21 protein-coding genes and 1 pseudogene are annotated in these 18,865 nt (G+C 62.3%); 14 read left to right on the top strand and 8 right to left on the bottom strand.

Annotated features, from left to right (window positions below; genetic code table 11):
- Nucleotides 1–82 precede the first annotated feature (82 nt).
- Entirely contained in the window at nt 83–550 is a 468-nt protein-coding gene (locus AC1RKJ_RS04570) for a cyclophilin-like fold protein (protein WP_492792646.1), read from the bottom strand.
- 106 nt (nt 551–656) lie between these two features.
- Nucleotides 657–1,841 (bottom strand): MFS transporter, encoded by a 1,185-nt coding sequence (locus AC1RKJ_RS04565; protein WP_492789889.1) that lies wholly within the window; start codon nt 1,839–1,841, stop codon nt 657–659.
- A gap of 133 nt (nt 1,842–1,974) precedes the next feature.
- On the opposite strand from AC1RKJ_RS04565, the gene AC1RKJ_RS04560 reads away from it, so the two are divergent.
- A complete protein-coding gene (locus AC1RKJ_RS04560) occupies nt 1,975–2,868 on the top strand; it encodes a LysR family transcriptional regulator (protein WP_492789887.1) in 894 nt (297 codons plus the stop codon).
- Nucleotides 2,869–3,132: 264 nt separating this feature from the next.
- Here the strand turns inward: AC1RKJ_RS04560 and AC1RKJ_RS04555 are convergent, their stop codons facing one another.
- Nucleotides 3,133–4,899: an adenylate/guanylate cyclase domain-containing protein gene (locus tag AC1RKJ_RS04555; RefSeq protein ID WP_492789886.1), complete on the bottom strand. Its 1,767-nt coding sequence runs from the start codon at nt 4,897–4,899 to the stop codon at nt 3,133–3,135.
- A 351-nt stretch (nt 4,900–5,250) separates the two neighbouring features.
- Here AC1RKJ_RS04555 and AC1RKJ_RS04550 point away from each other — a divergent pair, with 351 nt between their 5' ends.
- Both AC1RKJ_RS04550 and AC1RKJ_RS04545 read left to right on the top strand, forming a co-directional pair.
- Complete coding sequence (locus tag AC1RKJ_RS04550; protein WP_492792810.1) at nt 5,251–5,463, top strand: hypothetical protein; 213 nt, start codon at nt 5,251–5,253, stop codon at nt 5,461–5,463.
- Nucleotides 5,418–5,831: pseudogene (locus AC1RKJ_RS04545) on the top strand (efflux RND transporter permease subunit); the annotation flags it as partial. The gene AC1RKJ_RS04550 and the pseudogene AC1RKJ_RS04545, both read left to right, overlap by 46 nt.
- On the opposite strand, the gene AC1RKJ_RS04540 reads toward AC1RKJ_RS04545, so the two are convergent.
- Together AC1RKJ_RS04540 and AC1RKJ_RS04535 are read right to left on the bottom strand one after the other, a co-directional pair.
- The gene (locus AC1RKJ_RS04540; protein ID WP_492789885.1) at nt 5,735–6,871 is read right to left on the bottom strand and encodes a polysaccharide deacetylase family protein; all 1,137 of its coding nucleotides are present in this window, start codon (nt 6,869–6,871) and stop codon (nt 5,735–5,737) included. The pseudogene AC1RKJ_RS04545 and the gene AC1RKJ_RS04540 sit on opposite strands and share 97 nt — an antisense overlap.
- A gap of 86 nt (nt 6,872–6,957) precedes the next feature.
- A complete protein-coding gene (locus AC1RKJ_RS04535) occupies nt 6,958–7,728 on the bottom strand; it encodes a polysaccharide deacetylase family protein (RefSeq protein WP_492789884.1) in 771 nt (256 codons plus the stop codon).
- Between the two features lie 124 nt (nt 7,729–7,852).
- On the opposite strand from AC1RKJ_RS04535, the gene mgtE reads away from it, so the two are divergent.
- From mgtE to AC1RKJ_RS04510, 5 genes are all read left to right on the top strand, one after another.
- A complete protein-coding gene (gene mgtE, locus AC1RKJ_RS04530) occupies nt 7,853–9,283 on the top strand; it encodes a magnesium transporter (RefSeq protein WP_492789882.1) in 1,431 nt (476 codons plus the stop codon).
- Nucleotides 9,284–9,503: 220 nt separating this feature from the next.
- Nucleotides 9,504–10,160 (top strand): hypothetical protein, encoded by a 657-nt coding sequence (locus AC1RKJ_RS04525; RefSeq protein WP_492789880.1) that lies wholly within the window; start codon nt 9,504–9,506, stop codon nt 10,158–10,160.
- Between the two features lie 120 nt (nt 10,161–10,280).
- Nucleotides 10,281–10,586 (top strand): helix-turn-helix domain-containing protein, encoded by a 306-nt coding sequence (locus AC1RKJ_RS04520; RefSeq protein ID WP_492789878.1) that lies wholly within the window; start codon nt 10,281–10,283, stop codon nt 10,584–10,586.
- Between the two features lie 115 nt (nt 10,587–10,701).
- Nucleotides 10,702–11,520: an aldo/keto reductase gene (locus tag AC1RKJ_RS04515; protein ID WP_492789876.1), complete on the top strand. Its 819-nt coding sequence runs from the start codon at nt 10,702–10,704 to the stop codon at nt 11,518–11,520.
- 45 nt (nt 11,521–11,565) lie between these two features.
- Nucleotides 11,566–12,372, top strand: a complete 807-nt coding sequence (locus AC1RKJ_RS04510; protein WP_492789874.1) for a YdcF family protein — start codon at nt 11,566–11,568, stop codon at nt 12,370–12,372.
- A gap of 9 nt (nt 12,373–12,381) precedes the next feature.
- Here the strand turns inward: AC1RKJ_RS04510 and AC1RKJ_RS04505 are convergent, their stop codons facing one another.
- Both AC1RKJ_RS04505 and AC1RKJ_RS04500 read right to left on the bottom strand, forming a co-directional pair.
- Nucleotides 12,382–12,657, bottom strand: a complete 276-nt coding sequence (locus AC1RKJ_RS04505) for a DUF3253 domain-containing protein (RefSeq protein ID WP_492789873.1) — start codon at nt 12,655–12,657, stop codon at nt 12,382–12,384.
- A gap of 46 nt (nt 12,658–12,703) precedes the next feature.
- Nucleotides 12,704–13,384, bottom strand: a complete 681-nt coding sequence (locus AC1RKJ_RS04500; RefSeq protein WP_492789870.1) for a DUF599 domain-containing protein — start codon at nt 13,382–13,384, stop codon at nt 12,704–12,706.
- A gap of 163 nt (nt 13,385–13,547) precedes the next feature.
- Between AC1RKJ_RS04500 and AC1RKJ_RS04495 the strand changes: the two genes are divergently transcribed.
- From AC1RKJ_RS04495 to AC1RKJ_RS04475, 5 genes are all read left to right on the top strand, one after another.
- Entirely contained in the window at nt 13,548–14,204 is a 657-nt protein-coding gene (locus tag AC1RKJ_RS04495) for a glutathione S-transferase family protein (RefSeq protein ID WP_492789869.1), read from the top strand.
- 41 nt (nt 14,205–14,245) lie between these two features.
- On the top strand, nt 14,246–14,611 hold the full coding sequence (locus AC1RKJ_RS04490) for a YidB family protein (RefSeq protein ID WP_492789868.1): 366 nt from the start codon (nt 14,246–14,248) through the stop codon (nt 14,609–14,611).
- 285 nt (nt 14,612–14,896) lie between these two features.
- Nucleotides 14,897–15,088 (top strand): hypothetical protein, encoded by a 192-nt coding sequence (locus AC1RKJ_RS04485; RefSeq protein ID WP_492789866.1) that lies wholly within the window; start codon nt 14,897–14,899, stop codon nt 15,086–15,088.
- Between the two features lie 56 nt (nt 15,089–15,144).
- Nucleotides 15,145–16,119 (top strand): hypothetical protein, encoded by a 975-nt coding sequence (locus tag AC1RKJ_RS04480; protein ID WP_492789865.1) that lies wholly within the window; start codon nt 15,145–15,147, stop codon nt 16,117–16,119.
- Between the two features lie 55 nt (nt 16,120–16,174).
- Complete coding sequence (locus AC1RKJ_RS04475; protein WP_492789864.1) at nt 16,175–16,612, top strand: DUF1489 family protein; 438 nt, start codon at nt 16,175–16,177, stop codon at nt 16,610–16,612.
- 57 nt (nt 16,613–16,669) lie between these two features.
- Here AC1RKJ_RS04475 and panC read toward each other — a convergent pair whose 3' ends face one another.
- Entirely contained in the window at nt 16,670–17,521 is an 852-nt protein-coding gene (panC, locus tag AC1RKJ_RS04470; protein WP_492789863.1) for a pantoate--beta-alanine ligase, read from the bottom strand.
- Nucleotides 17,522–17,708: 187 nt separating this feature from the next.
- On the opposite strand from panC, the gene AC1RKJ_RS04465 reads away from it, so the two are divergent.
- Nucleotides 17,709–18,629, top strand: a complete 921-nt coding sequence (locus tag AC1RKJ_RS04465; protein WP_492789860.1) for a division plane positioning ATPase MipZ — start codon at nt 17,709–17,711, stop codon at nt 18,627–18,629.
- Nucleotides 18,630–18,865: the final 236 nt, after the last annotated feature.

The following is an 18,865-nucleotide window of genomic DNA, read 5'->3' as shown; positions in this document are numbered from 1 at the left end:
TCGGGCAAATTGTGCGAGGAGGGGAAAGTCGGAAGCGCCGTAGAGTTCAAAGCAATGAGCGCCGTAGCCTTCGGCTACATCCTTAAGAAGCTTCGACGCGCAGCGGGTGCTCACCGCGCACAAGCAGCGGCGCAGGCCCCTGGTCCAGACGACCGAGCCGGATCAGGCCGCGCGACCAGCGATAGGGGTCATAAAACATCGCCAGATTACCCCAAGGAGCGTAGTAGCAAAGATCGCCAACCGCCTCGTCGCCGAAGCGGCCATTGTCTTCCTCGGTGAGCTTGCGCGGCAAGTAGGCGATCTTCTCATTGGTCGAATAGTCGCTGATCGTGAGATTCAGTGGCAGCATGGAGAACAGATCACGCGCAGAGGGATTGTTTTCCAGCGTTACCGTGAAATCCTGGTCCGCGAAAATAAACCTGAGACGCATCACGGCTCCTTTCTGATCCGAGGCCGGATTGGACTGAGCGCGCACCGAAGAGGAAAGCGCAAAGCCAGCGGCGGTGGTCAGCAGCTTACGACGCGAAAACGGCGCGAGCCTGTATGTCATTTCGACGTCCTTCTCGTTGCGAGGCAAGTGACGGATCTTGGTGGAGGTCAAAGCATCTCTCGGGGGGATTGAGCCAGCGGCCGAATTGATCGGCCCTGCCGGTCATTCAAGGCTTAAGCAGACGCCGCCCATTGCCGATGAGAGCTATTCCAATGCTGGCCAAAACCACGCTGCCGATGAAGGTCGCGAAGATCGTCATGCCATCCAGCAGCAACCCACCGACCACGGCACCCAGCAGGATCGACGCTTGGATTGCCGCGACCATCAGGCTGCCGGCGGCCTCCGGCGCATCGTCCGCATTCTGCGACATCCAAGTCATCCAGATCACCGACATCGCGGTATTCACCGCCCCCCAGATCGCGAGGAACAGGCCCGCCGCGACAGGCGAGCTGCCAGTAAACAAGAGTCCCAGCGTGCAGGCCCCCATCAGTAGTGCGGGCAGCTTCAGCAACGGCGCAACGCTACCGCTCAAGAAACGGCCCGCCGCCCAAGTACCGACGAAGCCGGCACAACCCAGTACGAGAAGCAGGATCGAGAGCGTTGTCACATCCGCGCCTGTCACCTGCTCCAGAAACGGGCGCAGATAGGTGAACATGGTGAAGGCCGAGCCCCACGACAGCATTGCGGCGGCAAGGCCACGCAGGAAATAAGGACGCTTCAGCAGGCCGAACATAGTCCGAAGGTCCTGCCGCCGGCGCGCAGGCAGCGAGGGCAGCGCAATCACTAGCCAGACGAGGTTGATGGCGACGATGGGCGTCAGCGCCCAGAACACCGCGCGCCAGCCGAACAATCCGCCCAGATAGCTGCCGATCGGCGCGGCAAAGGCGGCCGCGATGGCCTGACCGCCATACATCAGGGCGAGCGCACGCGGCACATCGCTTTCAGGAACCAGCCGCATGATGACGGCGGTGGCTAAAGCCCAGAAGCCGCCGATGCAGATGCCGAGCAGCGCGCGGCCGATCATGAGCACCGCGAAGTTCGGGGCCGCCGCGACCAGAACCAGCGACAACAGCATGAAGGCCGTCATGGCGACCAGAACCCATTTCCGGTTCAGCGTCCCGGCGGCCGTGGTGATGATCATGCTGGCAGCCACTGCGAAGAGGCCGCTGATTGAGATTGCTTGTCCGGTCTGCCCCTCGGTTGCGCGCAACGCTTCGGCCATCGGCGTGAGCAGGCTGACCGGCATGAATTCGGAGGCGATCAGCATCGCCACGCACAGCGCCATCGAGAGGACCGCGCCCCAAGCGGCGGTCGGTTTGCCTCCTGCATCTGATGTGGCGGCAACCACCATATTCGGCTCCTGCATGAATTGTTGCAGTGCGAACCTAGCGGTTTTGCCATAAAACGATTAACCGTCGAAATAGGCATGAACTTATCGACTAGATCGAATAATATCCTGAACGCATGACGCACTGAGGAACTTCATGGCCAAAACCGACCTCAACCAACTGACGTGGTTTCAGGCCGTCGCCGAAGAGCGCAGCTTCACCAAGGCGGCTGCAAAGCTCGGCGTGGCGCAATCGACGCTCAGTCACACGATCAAGCAGTTAGAAGCGCGCATGGGCATACGCCTTCTGACGCGCACCACGCGAAACGTCGCGACGACGGCTGCGGGCGAACGGCTGCTACAAACGATCACACCGCGCATCGCAGAAATTGAAGACGAGATCGCGGCGTTGATGGCGTTCCGCGAAAAACCGTCAGGCTCGATCAGGCTGACCCTGTCCGACCACGCGCTGGAAAGCGTCGTATGGCCGAAGCTGAAACCGGTCCTCAGCGCCTATCCCGATATCGGCGTCGAATTGATCCTGGACAGCACTTTCCGCAATATCGTCAAGGAAGGTTTCGACGCTGGCGTCCGGCTTGGAGAGAGCGTCGAGAAGGACATGATTGCGGTGCGGATCGGCCCGGACTGGCGTCTGGTGGCGGTGGCCTCGCCCGACTATTTCGCCGTGCATGGCGTGCCTCAGCACCCGCAGGATCTGGTCCGGCACGTCTGCATCAACATGCGTCACGAAACCGCCGGCGGGCTTTACGCATGGGAGTTCGAGAAGGCCGGGCAGGCGCTGCGTGTCCGCGTGAACGGCCAACTGACCTTCAACAATTCCTATGCCATGATTGACGCGGCCGTGAACCGCTACGGCATTGCCTATGTCCCAGAGAACATCGTCGAGCGGCACGTCGCCTCGGGCTTGCTGGTGCAGGTTCTCGACGACTGGTCGCCCTTCTTCGAGGGCTATTTCCTCTACTATCCGAGCCGCCGTCAGAACCTTCCCGCGTTCAAAGTCATCGTCGATGCGCTACGGCATCGGGATTGACTGGGATCGTGATTTTCCTTCACAGATATCTTTGGCGTGTCTCAGAAGGTGCGGGCGCTTCCCAAAAGAACCTTTTCGCTTCAAAGCCTCGATTTGCCCGCACCTTCGCGGTATCTAACTGAAAATGCTAGGAGGGCCGACATCCTCCGAGCGCACCACCTCACAAAAATGCACTTGAAATCATTTAGCTTTCGGCTCTCCGGCCGACAAGAAACTATGCCATGAGGACAAGTCGCTCATGATTGCTCGCGCCGGAGCTTCGGATCAGACCGGCAGACCTGCCGCAAGGAGGCCAGCCTCGTGGCGCCGGCGGTCGACTTCGCGCTTGTAGTGCTGGGTGGCGAGGTAGACGGCCACCGAGAATTTCGGCTCGCGCTTCAGAACCTCTGCCGCGTGCGCGGCGGCCGCGACCGCGTTGCCCATTTGCGCGAACGTGGCTGCAAGGAAGGCATGATGGGTATGGTCAGGCCGTGTGATCCGCGAGAAGGACTCGATGGCTTCGACGTATTTCTCGGCGCAGTAGCAGGCGCGCCCGAGGTGGCTCCAGAAACGTTCCGGGTGGTAGGGATTGAGGCGCATCGCCTTCTTGATCCAGTCGATGCCGTCCTCCGGCCGCCCGAGCCACGTTAGAAGTTCGCCCTGCTGCACCACAACAAGGTCGTAGTTGGGGTTGAGCGCGAGCGCCCGCTCCTGGTGATAGGCGGCCTTGTCATGTTCGTCGCGGTTCAGGTTCAGCGCGGCGAGAATCCGGTGCACGTCGCTGTCATTGTCATCGAGCGCCAGCGTGATCTCCAGCTCCGCGGCCACCTGCTGGAGGGTGGCATCGCGATCATCGCACCAATCATAAACCCACGTTTGGCCCAGTACGCATGCCTTCCAGGCATGCGCATGAGCATAGTTCGGGTCGAGCACGAGGGCGCGGTTAAGCAGCTGCTGCGCTTCGGCGTTATCCTCCCGCGTCGAGCGGTGGTGCAGCACCTTGGCGGCCAGCACGCACTCATAAGCGGCCATGTTATCGGTCGGCTTGCGTTTCGCACGGTCGTGGGTGGCGGCCTCGACGCGGCCGGGGAGCGTCGCGACAATCGCGCGGGTCATCTCGTCCTGGATGGCGAAGATATCTTCAAGCTGGCGATCGTAGCGTTCGGCCCAAATGTGCCGGTCGGTTTCGGCGTCGATCAGTTGCACGGTGACGCGAATGCGATCGCCGGCCTTTCGCACACTCCCCTCGAGGACGTAATCGACGCCGAATTCGCGCGCGACCTCCTGCACCTTCACCGCCTTGCCCTTGTGCACAAAGGTCGAGTTGCGCGAGATGACGAGCAGCTCGTGGAAGCGTGACAGCTCCGTAATGATGTCCTCGGTGAGGCCGTCCGCGAAGAATTCCTGCTCCGGATCGCCGCTCATGTTGACGAGCGGCAGCACGGCTATGGACGGCTTCCTAGAGGTCGCGTCCGCCACCGCCGCGTCCTTCACGCCCTCCGGCGCGGTCCTCGGGTCCTGGTCAAGCCGAACCCGAAAGACGCGGATCGGACGGGCGATGTTCTTGACGCTCTGGTCGCCGAGATCCTCGAATACGACGTCGTCCAGTCGGTTGCCAACCTGATCGCGTACCGCGCCCGAAACGCAGATACCGCCCGGCTCTGCGAGCATTTCGAGGCGCGCCGCCACATTGACGCCATCGCCAAAGATATCGTTGTCCTCAACGATCACATCGCCCAGATTGATGCCAATGCGGAACTGGATCCACCGCGCCGGAGAGACGTCCGCGTTGCGTCGCGCCATCCGGTGCTGAACCTCGGTCGCGCACAGCACGGCATCGGCGACGCTGTGGAATTCGATCAGCATGCCGTCGCCGGTGGTCTTGATGATGCGGCCGCGGTTCTTCGCGATGGCCGGATCAATGAGTTCGATCCGGTGGGTCTTGAGGCGCGCGAGTGTTCCCGTCTCGTCGGCCTCCATCAGCCGACTGTAGCCGACCATGTCGGCGGCGAGGACCGCTGCGAGCCTGCGCTCTGGTCCCGGCACGTCCATCTCTCCGGTTCCTTCCGTGAAACGAAAGAACGCTCTAAGAAAGCCCTTTTAGCGCGCTTGAACCGCGAAGCGGCGTGATTGTCAGCGACGTCGGTGCAACTCGCAATCATCACGGGACGTTGTCGATCTTCCCGTTGCAGAGACTTCGTACTGCGTCGGCATCCATGGCCTGATGATCGGACCGCGCATGTTGCAGATGAAGGTCGGTGGCCAAGGGGGCATGACTTCCTCCTACCTACACACAATGATGTCGGAGGTTACTCCTGTGGCCGGGCATCAACAAGGCATTCCAAGAGGATGGTTCTTCGACGCTACTCAGCTGCTTGGAACCGGGGAAGGCCATCGCGGGAAGTGGCTTGGCTCTGGCCGGCGCGGCAACTGGGCACCGAGTTCATGCCGAACCTGAACGAAGGCACGCTGCTCTACATGCCGACGACGTTGCCCGGTATTTCGGTCACCAAGGCGGGCGAACTTCTGCAGACGCAGGACAGGATCATCCGGTCATTTCCGGAAGTGGCGTCGGTTTACGGGGCGTTGCCGCCGAAACCGGCGTCGTCATGCTGATCTACCTCAACCAGGCGTTGGCGGAAATCAAAGCGCGGCGTGAGAAGGAGGGCCGCGTGCTGACCCGATCCGATTTGTATGATGCGATCATGGAAGGCGCTGTCGAGCGGGTACGGCCGAAGATGATGACGGTGGTCGCCATCATGGCGGGGCTATTGCCGATATTGTGGAGTACCGGCACCGGCTCGGAGATCATGCAACGGATTGCGGTGCCGATGATCGGCGGCATGATCTCGTCGACGTTGTTGACGCTGATCGTGATCCCGGCGATCTACGGGCTGTTGAAGGGCGTGCGGCTGAGCGAGGGCGAAGGCGCGGATGCCGGCTTCGCGAGTTCGGACGGAAGGAAACCTGTCATCCCGGCGTGACCCGCTGGCCTGCGCGCCGCGGAGATGTCCGTGCGGGGCGGTCTTCCGTCAATCTCAAACGTGTTGACCGTCGTCCGCACTGGAACCGCCGGCGCAGGCAGCTGCGCCATCCAGACCGAGCGTTCGGAGCGCGGGGAATCCTGCGATGGCACTTCAGCCGCACCGAACGTGAAGCCCGGATAGGTTTTCGCCGCGACAGCCGGACCGTGAATCCAGTGTGGGACCCACTGCGCCGGATCGGTCGCCGTTTTTGGGCGCTCCGCCGTCGCCGGAACGACATGCACGATGCGATAGCCGCGCGCTTTCAACTCCTGGAGAATAACTGGCAGGGCGGCTTGCGTGCGCGCCTGAATGTCGTGCAGCAGCAGCACGCCCTTGCCTTTGGCCTCAAGCCGCGACAGCGCGAAGCGAACAACCTGTGCGGGGGAGATGCGCCGCCAGTCGTCAGCGGGGAAATCGGCGCTCCATGTCATGAGGTCGCGTTTGCCGAGTTCTGCCTCAAGCGCGTCCCCGCGCCGAAGGCCGGGAATCCGGAAGAATGGCGCCAGCTGAGCGGGGTCGCCCAGCGCCGCGGCAACATGGGCAATGCCGTCATCGATTTCCGAAGCCATACGCTCCGGCGGCAGTTTGCCGAAAGCGAACGGATGGTTTTCGCTGTGTGTGCCGACGGTGTGCCCCGCGTCGTGGACCCGCCGCACGTCCTGCGGGAATTCCTTCGCCATGCGGCCCACCATGAAGAATGTCGCCTTCACGCATTCCGCGGCGAGGATATCGAGAATGGCGTTGGTGTGGACCGGCAGCGGGCCGTCGTCGAAGGTCAGGACCACTTCCCGGTCTTCAAGCGGCAGGGTTTCGCCATACTGCATCGTGCCGATGCGTGGATGCTCTTTCGGGTCGACAACGATGGTGCGCGAGGTGCCGAGCGCGCCGGGGTTGCCCGGGCAGTCGGCGGCATGGGTGGACGATGCACCGAGCGAAGCCGCTGCAAGAATGCCGAGCGCGGTCAGGAACGTGGCGCGGCTTCTGGTTGTTCGGCGCATGGCAAATCCGTTGGAGCGGTGCGAGACCGCCGTGCTTACTGCCGCGGCTGTGAACGGCAGCTTAATTCGGCGCGTAGGCCCGTCAGTCATGTGCGGGGCTTTTCGCCGGGTGCGACGAGATGGACGACCTTGTAGCCGTTGCGCCGGAGGTATTGCAGGAACGCGGGCAGCATCTTCGCTGTTTGCGCCTTGGTGTCGTGGAGCAGGATGATTCCTCTGCCTGCCTGCTCGAGGCGCGCGGTCAGCAGATGCAACTGCTGATCTGGCGACATCGGTTCCCAATCGCTGGCCCACAGGTCCGCCCCGAAGACGGCGATCCCGCGCGTCTGCAGGTTGGCCAGCAGCGCGGGCGTCGAGGCAAAGCCGGGAAAGCGGAAAAACGGCGTCGACGGGATACGTCGGGCTTCGCCGCGCAGGACCATCTCGTCGGCAGCGATGCCGCGGTCGATTTCCTCGATGGCCTGCGGTTGGCCGATCTTGTCGAGCGGACGGTGCGACCATGTGTGGTGGCCGATGCTGTGGCCGGCGGCTGCGATCCGTTTAACGATGGCTGGATTGGCCTCGGCGTTCCTGCCGATCAGGAAAAACGTCGCCTGCACGCATTCGCTGGCCAGCGCGGCGAGGACCTTGGCCGTTGTCGGCGGGAACGGGCCATCGTCGAAGGTCAGCACCACCTCCTTGTCCGCAAGCGGCAGGGATTGCGGAAAGCTCTTGAGGCCGACGCGCGGAAACGCCTGCGGATCAACCGTCATGGTGCGGGAAGTGCCGAGTGCGTCCTTGCGGGGGCAATCGGCGGCGCGGGCGGCGGTTGCCGTGGTAGCGACAAGCACCACCAGTATGGCTCGTAACACGGTCATGACGGCTTCCGGACGTAGTTCTGTTGGCGCGCACATTTAGCATTGCGTTCCGCTGTGTCGATTGGGTATTGCCTGAAACGCACACGCAAATCAGCAGACCTCCATTGAACCCGCGAGGCACGGCATGGCCGATCACCAAGACCTTGCCGAGGTGGCTGCCGCTCAGGATTCCGTGCTCGACCGCCACCCCATGCGGGATGCGGACGATCATATCCGGCCCGAATTCGTCGTCTTGGTGTCCGAGGCGGTTCAACGGAACGATTCCGCCTTTTTGCGTGAAGTCGTTGCCGAACTCCACGAAGCCGACCTTGGCGACCTGATTGAGGCTCTGGAGCCGGAGTTGCGGCCACGGCTGGTCGAATTGACCGGCGCGGCCTTCGACTTCTCGGCGCTGAACGAAGTCGACGACGCGGTTCGTGAGGAAATTCTCGAGGAACTGGAGCCGGAAACGGTCGCCGAGGGCGTCCGGGAACTGGATTCCGATGACGCGGTCGAACTGCTCCAGAATCTGGACGAGGACGACAAGGAAGAAATTCTCGAGAAGTTGCCGCAGTCCGAGCGCGTCGCGCTGGAGCGCAGCTTCGACTATCCGGAAAACTCCGCCGGGCGTCGTATGCAGACAGAATGCATCTCGGTGCCGGACGGCTGGACCGCGCTGCGGGCGATCGAATACATGCGCGACACCCCAGGCCTGCCGGACCGGTTCTACGAGATTTACGTCGTGGACAAGGATAAGCGTCTGAAGGGCGCTGTGCCGCTCGATGCTCTGCTGCGGGCGAAGCGTCCGGGGCCGATCATGGATCTGGTCGATGAGGACCGCCGCCGCGTGTCCGATCATGAAGATCTCGCGGAAGTGGCGCGAATGTTCGGCAAATACAATCTCGTCGCGGCGCCGGTGACGGATATCGATAATCGCCTGGTCGGCGTCATCACCATCGACGACGTGGTCGACGTAATCGAGGAGGAGGCCGAAGAAGACCTCAAGGCGCTCGGCGGCGTCGCCCGCGACGAAGAACTGTCGGACTCGGTATGGACGATCGCCAAGGGCCGGTTCAACTGGCTGCTGGTCAATCTCGCCACGGCGTTTCTCGCGTCCGCCGTGCTGGGAATGTTCGAAGGTGAATTGCAGAAGATGGTTGCGCTCGCGGTGCTGGCGCCGATTGTCGCCAGCCAGGGCGGCAATGCGGCGACGCAGACCATGACCGTTGCGGTGCGCGCGCTGGCGACACGCGAGCTTGGGGCAAGCAACGCATGGCGCGTGGTCATGCGCGAAGGGCTTGTCGGCCTCGTGAACGGTTTGGCATTTGCCGTCATCACCGGCGTTGCCGCGGCCGTATGGTTCAAGATTCCAGCGCTCGGCGTCGTCATCGGCCTTGCGATGATGTGCAACCTCGTTGCCGGTGCGCTCGGCGGCATTCTCATTCCGATGGCGCTTCAGCGTCTGCGCGCCGATCCTGCCGTTGCGTCGGGCACCTTCGTGACGACGGTCACCGACATCGTCGGATTCTTTGCGTTCCTCGCCATAGCAACGCTGTGGTTCGGATTGAATACCTAACGCCCGCCATATCCGAAATCGGGTTCCAATTGGCTGCCACGTTGTCTGCACAATTGATCACATCAGCGCCTCATTATTGCCCGGTGCAGGAATAAAACCGCAGTGTCGCTGGCCGCGCGAACGTTAATGTTTTAGCGGCCTTTATGCATCTTCGGCGATCAGGACGTTGTCGCAAGGCGACCGTCGTTGATGCTCGAACTTTTATCTCGGAGCTATCATTTTGATTAGAGCAGTCACCGCCGTCGCGGCGCTTTGTGCGTTGTCGTCGGTTGCCGAGGCGCGTGCGCGCGCGCCGGCCGTTTCGCCCGAATGCAACATCACGATGCCCTGCATCGGTGTGGACAACCCGGTTCACGCTCGGCAGCGCAGCCGGCGTGAGGCAGCCCCGGCATTTTCCACAATGGAGCCGATGCACCGGATGAGCCGCCGCGAGCGCCGCGCAATGGCGCGGGCGCAACGCGGCTTTGAGCCGGTCTCTCGCGCCTCGTTTGAACCGGCGCCTCGCGCGTCGCATGCATCGCGCGCGTCGGAAGGATATTCGGCGGGGCTCGTCGGCCCGTTGCAGGCCAAGCTCGCATCTATCCAGTCGGCTTGTCCGGGAACGCACGCGATCTCGGGCGTGCGGCATACGCGGATCGCCGGGACGCGACGGATGTCGCTCCATGCACAAGGCAAAGCCGTGGACGTGCGCGGTCCCTATGGCTGCATTTACGCACAACTCAAGGGCTGGAGCGGCGGCTACTCGACCGACGCCGGCCGTGTGCAGCACATCCACATTTCCTACGACAACGGCGGCGGACGTGAAATGGGCCTGCGGTTCGCGCATGGCGGCGGTCGCCGTCACTCGTGGCGCAACTCCTACGCGCGCTTGAGATAAGCCGACTTGGCGATAAGCCGATCGACAGCAGGCCGCCCGGACATTCGTGCCCGGGCGGCCTTCTTTTTAACCTGCGGTTAACCATGTCGTCCCACCCTCGCGGCAGAGAGGGAGCGGCAGATGCAGCGATTGCGGCTGAAGGCGGATGGGCGGATCGTCGAAGTGCTGGACGGGCGGGAAACACCACTGGTTCCCGCTATGCCGCAGCCTTCGCGCAAGACCACCGTTGCGCCCGTCGTGCGCGACCTGCGGCTTCGCGCAAAACTGACCCAGGCCGAGTTCGCATCCCGTCTCGGCGTGCCTCTTGAGACAATCCGGAATTGGGAGCAGGGCAAACGTTCACCGCGTGGCCCGGCGCGGGCGCTGCTGACCGTGATCGCCCACGAGCCCGATATGGTCTTCGCGGCACTCGCGCGTCGCGTGTAATCCGGTTCGCAGGCTGCAGTTCAGTATCCGCCGTTCTTGGCAATCCGGCCTGCGCGGCTCATGATATTGTTTGTATAATCACCGGGCTCACAGGAACGGCGTGCTGAGGCATGAGATGCTGACTGTAGAGGCGAATGGCGCCAGCATTCCGGCGATAGGTCTCGGAACGTGGGAATTGCGCGGCCGCGCCTGCGCACGCATTGTCGAGCAGGCGTTGCGGCTCGGCTATCGCCATGTCGATACCGCGCAGATCTATGAAAACGAACGCGAGGTCGGTGAGGGCGTGCGGGCCTCAGGCCTCAAGCGCGCCGATGTATTCCTGACCACGAAGGTCTGGACCACGCATTTTGCGCCCAACGATCTCTTGCGGTCCACCAAGGAAAGCCTGGCGCGGCTTCGCATGACCGAAGTCGATCTGCTGTTATTGCATTGGCCCAATCCGCAAGTGCCGCTGGAAGAGACGCTGGGCGCGCTGGGGCAGGCGCAGCAACTCGGGCTTACGCGGCACATCGGTGTGTCGAACTTTACGGTGGCGCTGATCGAGGAGGCAGTCGCGAAATCCGCCGCGCCGCTGGTCTGCAATCAGGTCGAGTATCATCCGTATCTGGATCAGGCGAAGGTGCTGACGGCCTGCCGTGACAATGGCCTCGCGCTTGTGGCCTACAGTCCGGTCGCAAAGGGCCGCGTCAAGAACGCTGAGGCGTTGAACCGGATCGGCGCGCGCTATGAAAAAACCGCGGCGCAGGTTTGCCTGCGCTGGCTGATCCAGCAAAACGTGGTGGTGATCCCGCGCACGTCCAGGGTCGAGCGGCTATCGGAAAATTTCGACGTCTTCGATTTCGCGCTTGCAGACGAGGAGATGGATGAAATCTTCGCCATGGGCACGCGCGGCGGCCGCATTACCGATTTCGGTTTCGCGCCGAAATGGGATTGAACGGGGGATTGATCTTGCCGGCATGATCGCCCATGCAAGGCGATCATGTTTTTCAGCCTGTCCAAGACAATCGGATTTTTCACCGTTCCGTCGAATGCGGTCGCGATGCTCTGCGTCCTCGGTGTGTTGCTGCTCACGACGCGATTTCGCAAAACGGGATTACGCATCCTTGTGACCGGCGTGGTGCTGTTGCTGATCGCCGGGTTTTCGCCGCTCGGCAACCTGCTGTTGTTGCCGCTGACCGAGCGGTTTCCGGCATGGAGCGCGGGCGGACGTCCGCCGGACGGCATCATCGTGCTTGGCGGGTCCATCGATCCGGAGCGCAGTCAGGCGCGCGGTTCGCTCGAAATGGATGCGTCCGCCGAACGGATCATCACGATGTTGCAACTGGCGCGGCGGTTTCCCGAGGCGCGCATGGTTTTTTCGGGCGGCAGCGCCAACCTGATCGAGGCACCTGTTCCGGAAGCGCCGGTCGCGGGCGACCTGCTGGAAGATTTCGGCACGCCACATGCGCGCATCGTGCTCGAAAGCGAATCCCGTACAACTGCCGAGAACGCGACGTTCACGCGCGCCCTGGTTTCGCCGAAGCCGGGTGAGCGCTGGCTGCTGGTGACGTCCGCATTTCACATGCCGCGCTCCATCGGAGCATTCCGGAAGGCCGGCTTCGATGTCGAGGCCTATCCGGTGGACTGGCGCACGCGCGGCTGGGGCGAAAGCCTGACGCCGTTCACGGCGTTGAGCGCGGGCCTTGCCCGCACCGACGTCGCCATCCACGAATGGACCGGATTGATCGCCTATTGGGCGACAGGGCGCAGCAGCGAGCTGTTTCCGGGACCGCGCAAGGCGAATTGATCAAACGAGCTAGTCGTGACGCGGCAGGCCGAGGCGATACACGCCGCGGAAGTCATTCGGATCGGCGGGCTTGCCCTTGCGGTAGATCACGAGGCGGCCCGCTTGCGCGAGCGCCACGGCCGACCTTCGGATCGGCACCAGCAATCCATGCCAGTCATCTCCGGCGGCGATCGCGTGCGCGATCTCGGGCGCGCTGAGGGTTTTTGCGCCGGCGCGCGCCAGCACATCGAGAATGGCGTCGTCGAGCGATCCGCCGTCGAGGGCCTTCGAATCGGATTTGTTCATGACCATGCCATGACGCATCCGGCGCGGCGCGGCAAGCGCATGTCATCTATTTCGACATCGCCCGATAGGCGTCAGAATCGAATTGCCGGCGCCAGATGACAACCACGATGGCCAATGTGGTGGCGATCAGCACCCATGGGCTGATGAACCAGCCGAGATAACCGAGAGCGAACAGGAAGGCGCGCTGACCGCGATTGAAATGGCGGCCGGCGGACTGGAACAGCTTCGTGGTGCGCATCACATGCGACTGCGCCTCGGGCGTATCGCGCTTCTCGGCAAATGGCATCGCGCCAAGCAGGATTGCGACATAATTGAAGAGGCGATAGGCCCACGAGAACTTGAAGAACGCATAGACGAAAATCACGATCAGCCCGACGCACTTGATCTCCCATAGAGCAGGGGAGCTTCGTATGCCGAGCGGCAGGGTTGCCAGCACCGACATGGCTTCTTCGGTCGAGCGAAGCAACGTCAACCCGCCGCCGACGGCAAGCAGCGTGGTGGAGGCGAAGAACGCGGTTCCGTTCTGAAGCGACGCCATGATCTGCATATCGACCATTCGCGCCTCGCGGTCGAGGATACGCCGCACCCAGACCTCGCGGTAAATACTCATGCGGGCGTTCAGGCTGTTGCGGCCATGCGATGTGCGCTCAAGCGTGATCGCGTAGATTGTCCAGGCGAGGATGAAGAATGCGATCGCCGCGATGTCGGCCGTTGTGAACAGGGTCACGATCAGGTGCCTTCTTAAAGTTGCCGACACGATAGAACAGGATGAGGACGGTTGCGAGGCGGTTTCGGCGCGGCCGGATCGGTTCAGTTGCCTGCCGAGCGCCGGGCGTGGCAAAGTCGCGGTGCACGACGATTCAACCTAGGACTACGCCAGGGACCATGCGATGGCTTTGACGCTCGCGATCGGCAACAAGAACTATTCCTCATGGTCGATGCGGCCGTGGATGGCGCTGAAGGCCACCGGAATTGCTTTCGAGGAAGTCACGATCCCGCTCTATACGGGCGATGCCGACAAGCAGCGCATCCTGAATTTCACCCGGTCCGGCAAGGTGCCGGCGCTCGTCGACGGTGACATCACCGTCTGGGATTCGCTTGCGATCATCGAATACGCCGCCGAGCGATTTCCAAATGCAGGGCTCTGGCCGCGGGACGTTGCCGCACGCGCACATGCGCGGTCGGTTTCGGCGGAAATGCATTCGGGTTTCATGGCGTTGCGCAACGAATGCGGCATGAACATCCACCGTCCGGTTCGCGCGAAACCGCTGTCCGATGACGCTCGCGATAACATCGCCCGGATCCAGCAGATCTGGACCGAATGCTGCGCCAAGTACGGCGCGCAGGGACCATACCTGTTCGGAACGTTCAGCGGAGCGGATGCGATGTTCGCGCCGGTCGTGCATCGTTTCCGGACTTACGCCATCGACGTGACGCCGCCGGTTCGCGCCTACATGGACACGATGCTGGCGAACGCCGCGTTTCAGGAATGGACCGACGGCGCGCTGGCGGAAACGCTGATCATCGAGAAGTTCGAGATCGATTGAGACTCTACTGCCGCGCCAGCGACGACTTTAAGGATCGCGTGATGGGTATATTGGACATGCTGACCAGCGTGATGGCAGCAAGGGCAGCGAGCGAACTGGAACCGGGCATCGTTCCGGTTGTCCTCAGTGAAGTGCTTGGCAGCGACAAGCAGGGCGGACTGTCCGCGATCGTCGCCCGGCTGGAACAGGCGGGCTTTGGCGATCAGGTGAAATCCTGGGCCGGGACCGGCCACAATCTGCCGATCAGTGCGCTTCAACTTCAGGAGGTACTCGGAAGCGCCACGGTGAGGCAGCTCGCCACGCGCTTCGGCATTCCCGTGGACCAGCTTTCGACGGTCCTGGCGCAGGTTTTACCGGCCGCCGTCGATCAAGCGAGCCCGCACGGGGCGCTCCCACCTACAGCATGAACTTGAGCGCTTAACTCACTGGAATTGCCGGAGAATTGTCTCCGCCGAAACAGGCGGCAAAATTGCGGCCTTGCACCCGGTTGGACCCTGCCTTGCCCGTTGCGCAACGCCTGAAAATCACGGTCAACATATTGATAAATAAAGGACAATCACCCGTTTTCGATGTGCCGGTTTGTCTGGCCAAAAGGTGGTCTGGTGTGCTACAAATCTGCCGGGCGTCAAACGGGCTATGCCGGGACAATGGCAGGCCACCAAAATGCGCGTATCGCGTGATGGAGCAGGGTGTTGAAGCACAAATACATCGTCGGAGAGACCGTCTATTTCACGGCAAGCAACGTGGCCCGTCCGGCCGCGAGTGGAACCTATGAGGTGATCCGCCTGCTGCCGACAGACGGTGACGACTGTCAGTATCGAATCAAGAGTTCGACCGAAGCCTTCGAGCGTGTAGCCAAGGAAAGCCAGCTCGCCGTCGACTGACGGAATTTTGCCGCGGTTGCGGTGCTTGGTCTTGTTCGTTGTGAAGGGGACCCCGCATGAACCGGGCATGGGCGGAATCGATCGATAGTCTGTGGCATTCGCCGAATTTGCCGATGTGGCTGACTCTTCTGGCCGCAGGCTTTTTCGCGCTTGTCTTGCTGGTGACGCTGTTTCGCGCCGAGCGGTCGGTTGCGAACGGCGCGCTGACTGTCATCACGCTTCTGGCCATCGGTATTGCCGTCACGACGATGATGCGCGCGTCGGGTGTCGCGAGCGGTCCATCCGCCGATCCCAAATCGTCAGGGCAGGCGGCTGCATCGCTTCCGGCGCTGGCGTGTCTCGATGGTCTGGCCGGTGAAAGCGTCGAGACGGCGTGCGAGAAGGCGCTGTTTGCGTCGGCTGACACCGTTGCAGCGGGCGTATCCTACACAGCGTCCCAGATCAGCCGGCTTGCGGCTTTCGGGAATGCCGCCGCAGCCGCGAAGGTGATGACGCCGGAACTCAACGCGCTGCGGCGGACGATAGAGCGCGATCGGTACGGGCTGGTTGCCCAGGTTCTCAAGACGCGCGAGGGCTGCACGCTGTCGTCGCCGTGCCCGTTCTACCAGTCGCTCACCAACTCTGCGCAGATATCGTCCAACATGAGCGAAAACCTGTATGACGGGTTCGTTGGCCGCTATGCATCCTCGTGGAATGCGGCGCCCGCGGTCGCCAACGCGGTTCCGGGCTCGTCTCCGTTAGCAGCAGCATTTGGCACCGTGCCGCCGCCGGGAAAGCCGGTATCGGGTGATTTTCCGAGCGCGGCATCAATTCCCCCTATCAACATCATGACCCCCGAGACGGCTCCGCAGGGCGCACAGGCGGGACAACGTCCGGCCGAACCGGCCGCTTCGCCGCCCGCGCGGAGCGCGCCGGCGGTGATCAACCCGCAACCGGCGCCGTCGGCCGCTGCGAAGAAAGCCGCGCCGCAGAAATCGCGTGCACAAGCTCCGGTGCAGCTTGCGCCTCCCAAGGAGAGCGCTGATAACTGATCGGTCTCCTTCAACTTGAAGCGCGTGTTTCGGCATCGCGCTGGCGATCCTGAATATGCCTCTTCATCTCATCAAGCTCAGCGTCGGCGCGACGTCCGTCAAGGATCTCAAGGGCTGGATCGCAGAGCGTGTGAAACTGGCCAAGGCGAAGGGGCAGCCGCCCCGCCACATCCACGTCACCCGCATGGCTCCCAAGCGCGTTGAGGAATTACTCGACGGCGGGTCGATCTACTGGGTCATCAAAGGCGAGATTGCCGCGCGTGAGAAAATTCTCGGCATCGAACCGTTCCGCGATAAGGACGGCATCGGGCGATGCCGCCTTGTGATGGAGCCGAAGCTGATCGCGGTGTCGCCGCGTCCGATGCGGCCGTTCCAGGGCTGGCGTTATCTCGATCCCAAGAGCGCGCCACCGGATTTGGGCAAGGCGGCCGCGAGCGTTGCCGCGATGCCAGAGCCGATGCGGCGCGAACTGCGCGAGCTTGGGCTGTTGTAAATGGCATGATCCCGAAAAGTGGAAGCCGGTTTTCGGATAAAGATCATGCCAAAAAATTTAAGCCTTGATGTTGTCGATCAAGCGCGTCGTGCCGATTTTCGCCGCCACCAGCAGACGGATCGGTCCATCGTTCAGCGATGAAATGGGCGCGAGCGTCTCGGCGTGCCGCGCTTCGAGATAATCGAGTGCGAACCCGGCTTCCTTGATGACGTCAGCGCCATCGGACAACGCCGCGCTGAAGTCCTCGCCGGCGCGCAATCGCTTCGCCGTCGCCTTCAACGTGCGAAACAGCACGGTCGCAGTCCGCCGCTGATCGGGCGACAGGTAGACATTGCGCGACGACATCGCGAGGCCGTCGCGTTCGCGAATGATCGCACCGCCGATCACCTTGACGCCGAGATCGAGATCGCGCGCCATGCGCGTAACCACCTTGAGCTGCTGAAAGTCCTTCTCGCCGAACAGCGCCATATCGGGGCGCACCTGCGTGAACAGTTTGGCGACGACGGTTGCGACCCCGCCGAAAAAGTGCGGGCGAAACTTGTCCTCGAGTCCCGCGAGCGCCGGTCCCTCGGGAGCGACACGTGTGGCAAAGCCGTCCGGGTACATCGTCTTCACATCCGGATTCCAGACCAGATCGACACCCTCCGCTTTGAGTCGGGCAATGTCCTCCTTCCAGGTGCGGGGATAGGAGCCGAGATCCTCATGCGCCGCGAATTGCGTGGGGTTCACGAAGATCGACACCGCGACCTTTTTCGCGCGCCGTTTGGCGAGCCGGACCAGCGACACATGGCCGTCATGGAGCGCCCCCATGGTCGGCACAAGAGCAAGCGTCGCGTTGCGCTTGCCCAGTTCGGCGCGGGCGCGGTGAAGGGATGAAAGCGAGCGGGCGATGATGGGGAAGCGGGTCATTCGTGCCGGTGTCTGATGCAGATTGATCGTGGTTTGGGCAGCAGTCTTAACAAAGCTGCCCGTGCGAGCCAACGATCCCGGCGGCGTTCGCTCCGTCATTTGCAGGATTCATCATGAAGGTGGGTCCATTCGAATTTCCCTTGATTCTTTCCGCACTTGCCCGAAGATATCCACAGGGGAATCTTACATGCTTTTGCAGACGAGTCAGGGCCAGTCCGGGTCGGCGCACGTCGTCGTGCTGGGCAACGAGAAGGGCGGGTCGGGGAAATCGACGACCGCGCTTCACGTCGCTGTCGCCCTGTTGAAGGCTGGACAGCGCGTCGCCACCATCGACCTCGATTCCCGTCAGAAGAGCTTCACCCGCTACATCGAGAATCGCCGGGCCTGGGCCCAGCGCACCGGTCTTTCCCTCGAGCTGCCGCATCATTGCTGCATCGCGTTGGGGTCGAGCATGCAGATCAACGACAACGAAATGTCGGAGTGCGAGCAATTCTCGGCGGCCGTCAGCGCGGTGGAGCGCACCTACGACTTCATCGTCATCGATACGCCGGGAACGGACAATTACCTGATGCGGCTGGCGCATTCGATGGCCGACACGCTGGTCACGCCGCTGAACGACAGCTTTCTGGATTTCGACGTTCTCGGTTCGGTCGATCCCACGACCTATTCCGTGATCGGCGAAAGCCACTATGCCACCATGGTGAAGGCCGCGCGCAAGCAGCGCCGCGATCTCGACGGCGCGACCACCGACTGGATCGTGGTGCGAAATCGCCTGTCCATGCTGGGCTCGCGCAACAAGCAACTCATCGCGGAAGGACTCGACCAGCTTTCGTTCCGGCTCGGTTTCCGCCCCGTCGACGGCTTTGCCGAGCGCGTGGTGTATCGCGAGTTCTTCCCCCGCGGCCTGACCGCGCTGGACGATCTGGATGAGGCGACATTGGGCACCCGGCCTAACATGGCCCATGTCACCGCGCGCGAAGAGGTGACGGGCCTGCTGCGTCATCTCAAGTTGCCGATCGACGAGCGAGGTCGCCGCCGTGCCGCGACCCGTGCGGAATGGTTCGCCCAGGTCGACCGCCCGCTGGAAACTCACGGACTGACTGCCTGAGTTCCCTGCCGGAAGGCTGGTTCCCGGACACCGGCCAACGGCGGTTCCGGTTCCAAAGGTACAATTTTACGCTTTGCCCGGTGAACCCGGTGGGAGATCGTCGCTTATATTAGGTAAGCAACGGTCAAATCTGGCATGTTTGATGCATCGCACAAAATAGGTGTCGAGTATCAGGCACATTGAAGGGAATTATCTTGGTTTGTCACAGTCGTGTTATGATCTGGCTGGACAAGGCA

Source organism: Afipia sp. GW822-FHT04G07, from assembly GCF_058800765.1.
Note: the sequence above shows the minus strand (reverse complement) of the source record. Positions and strands in the feature narration are given on the sequence as shown.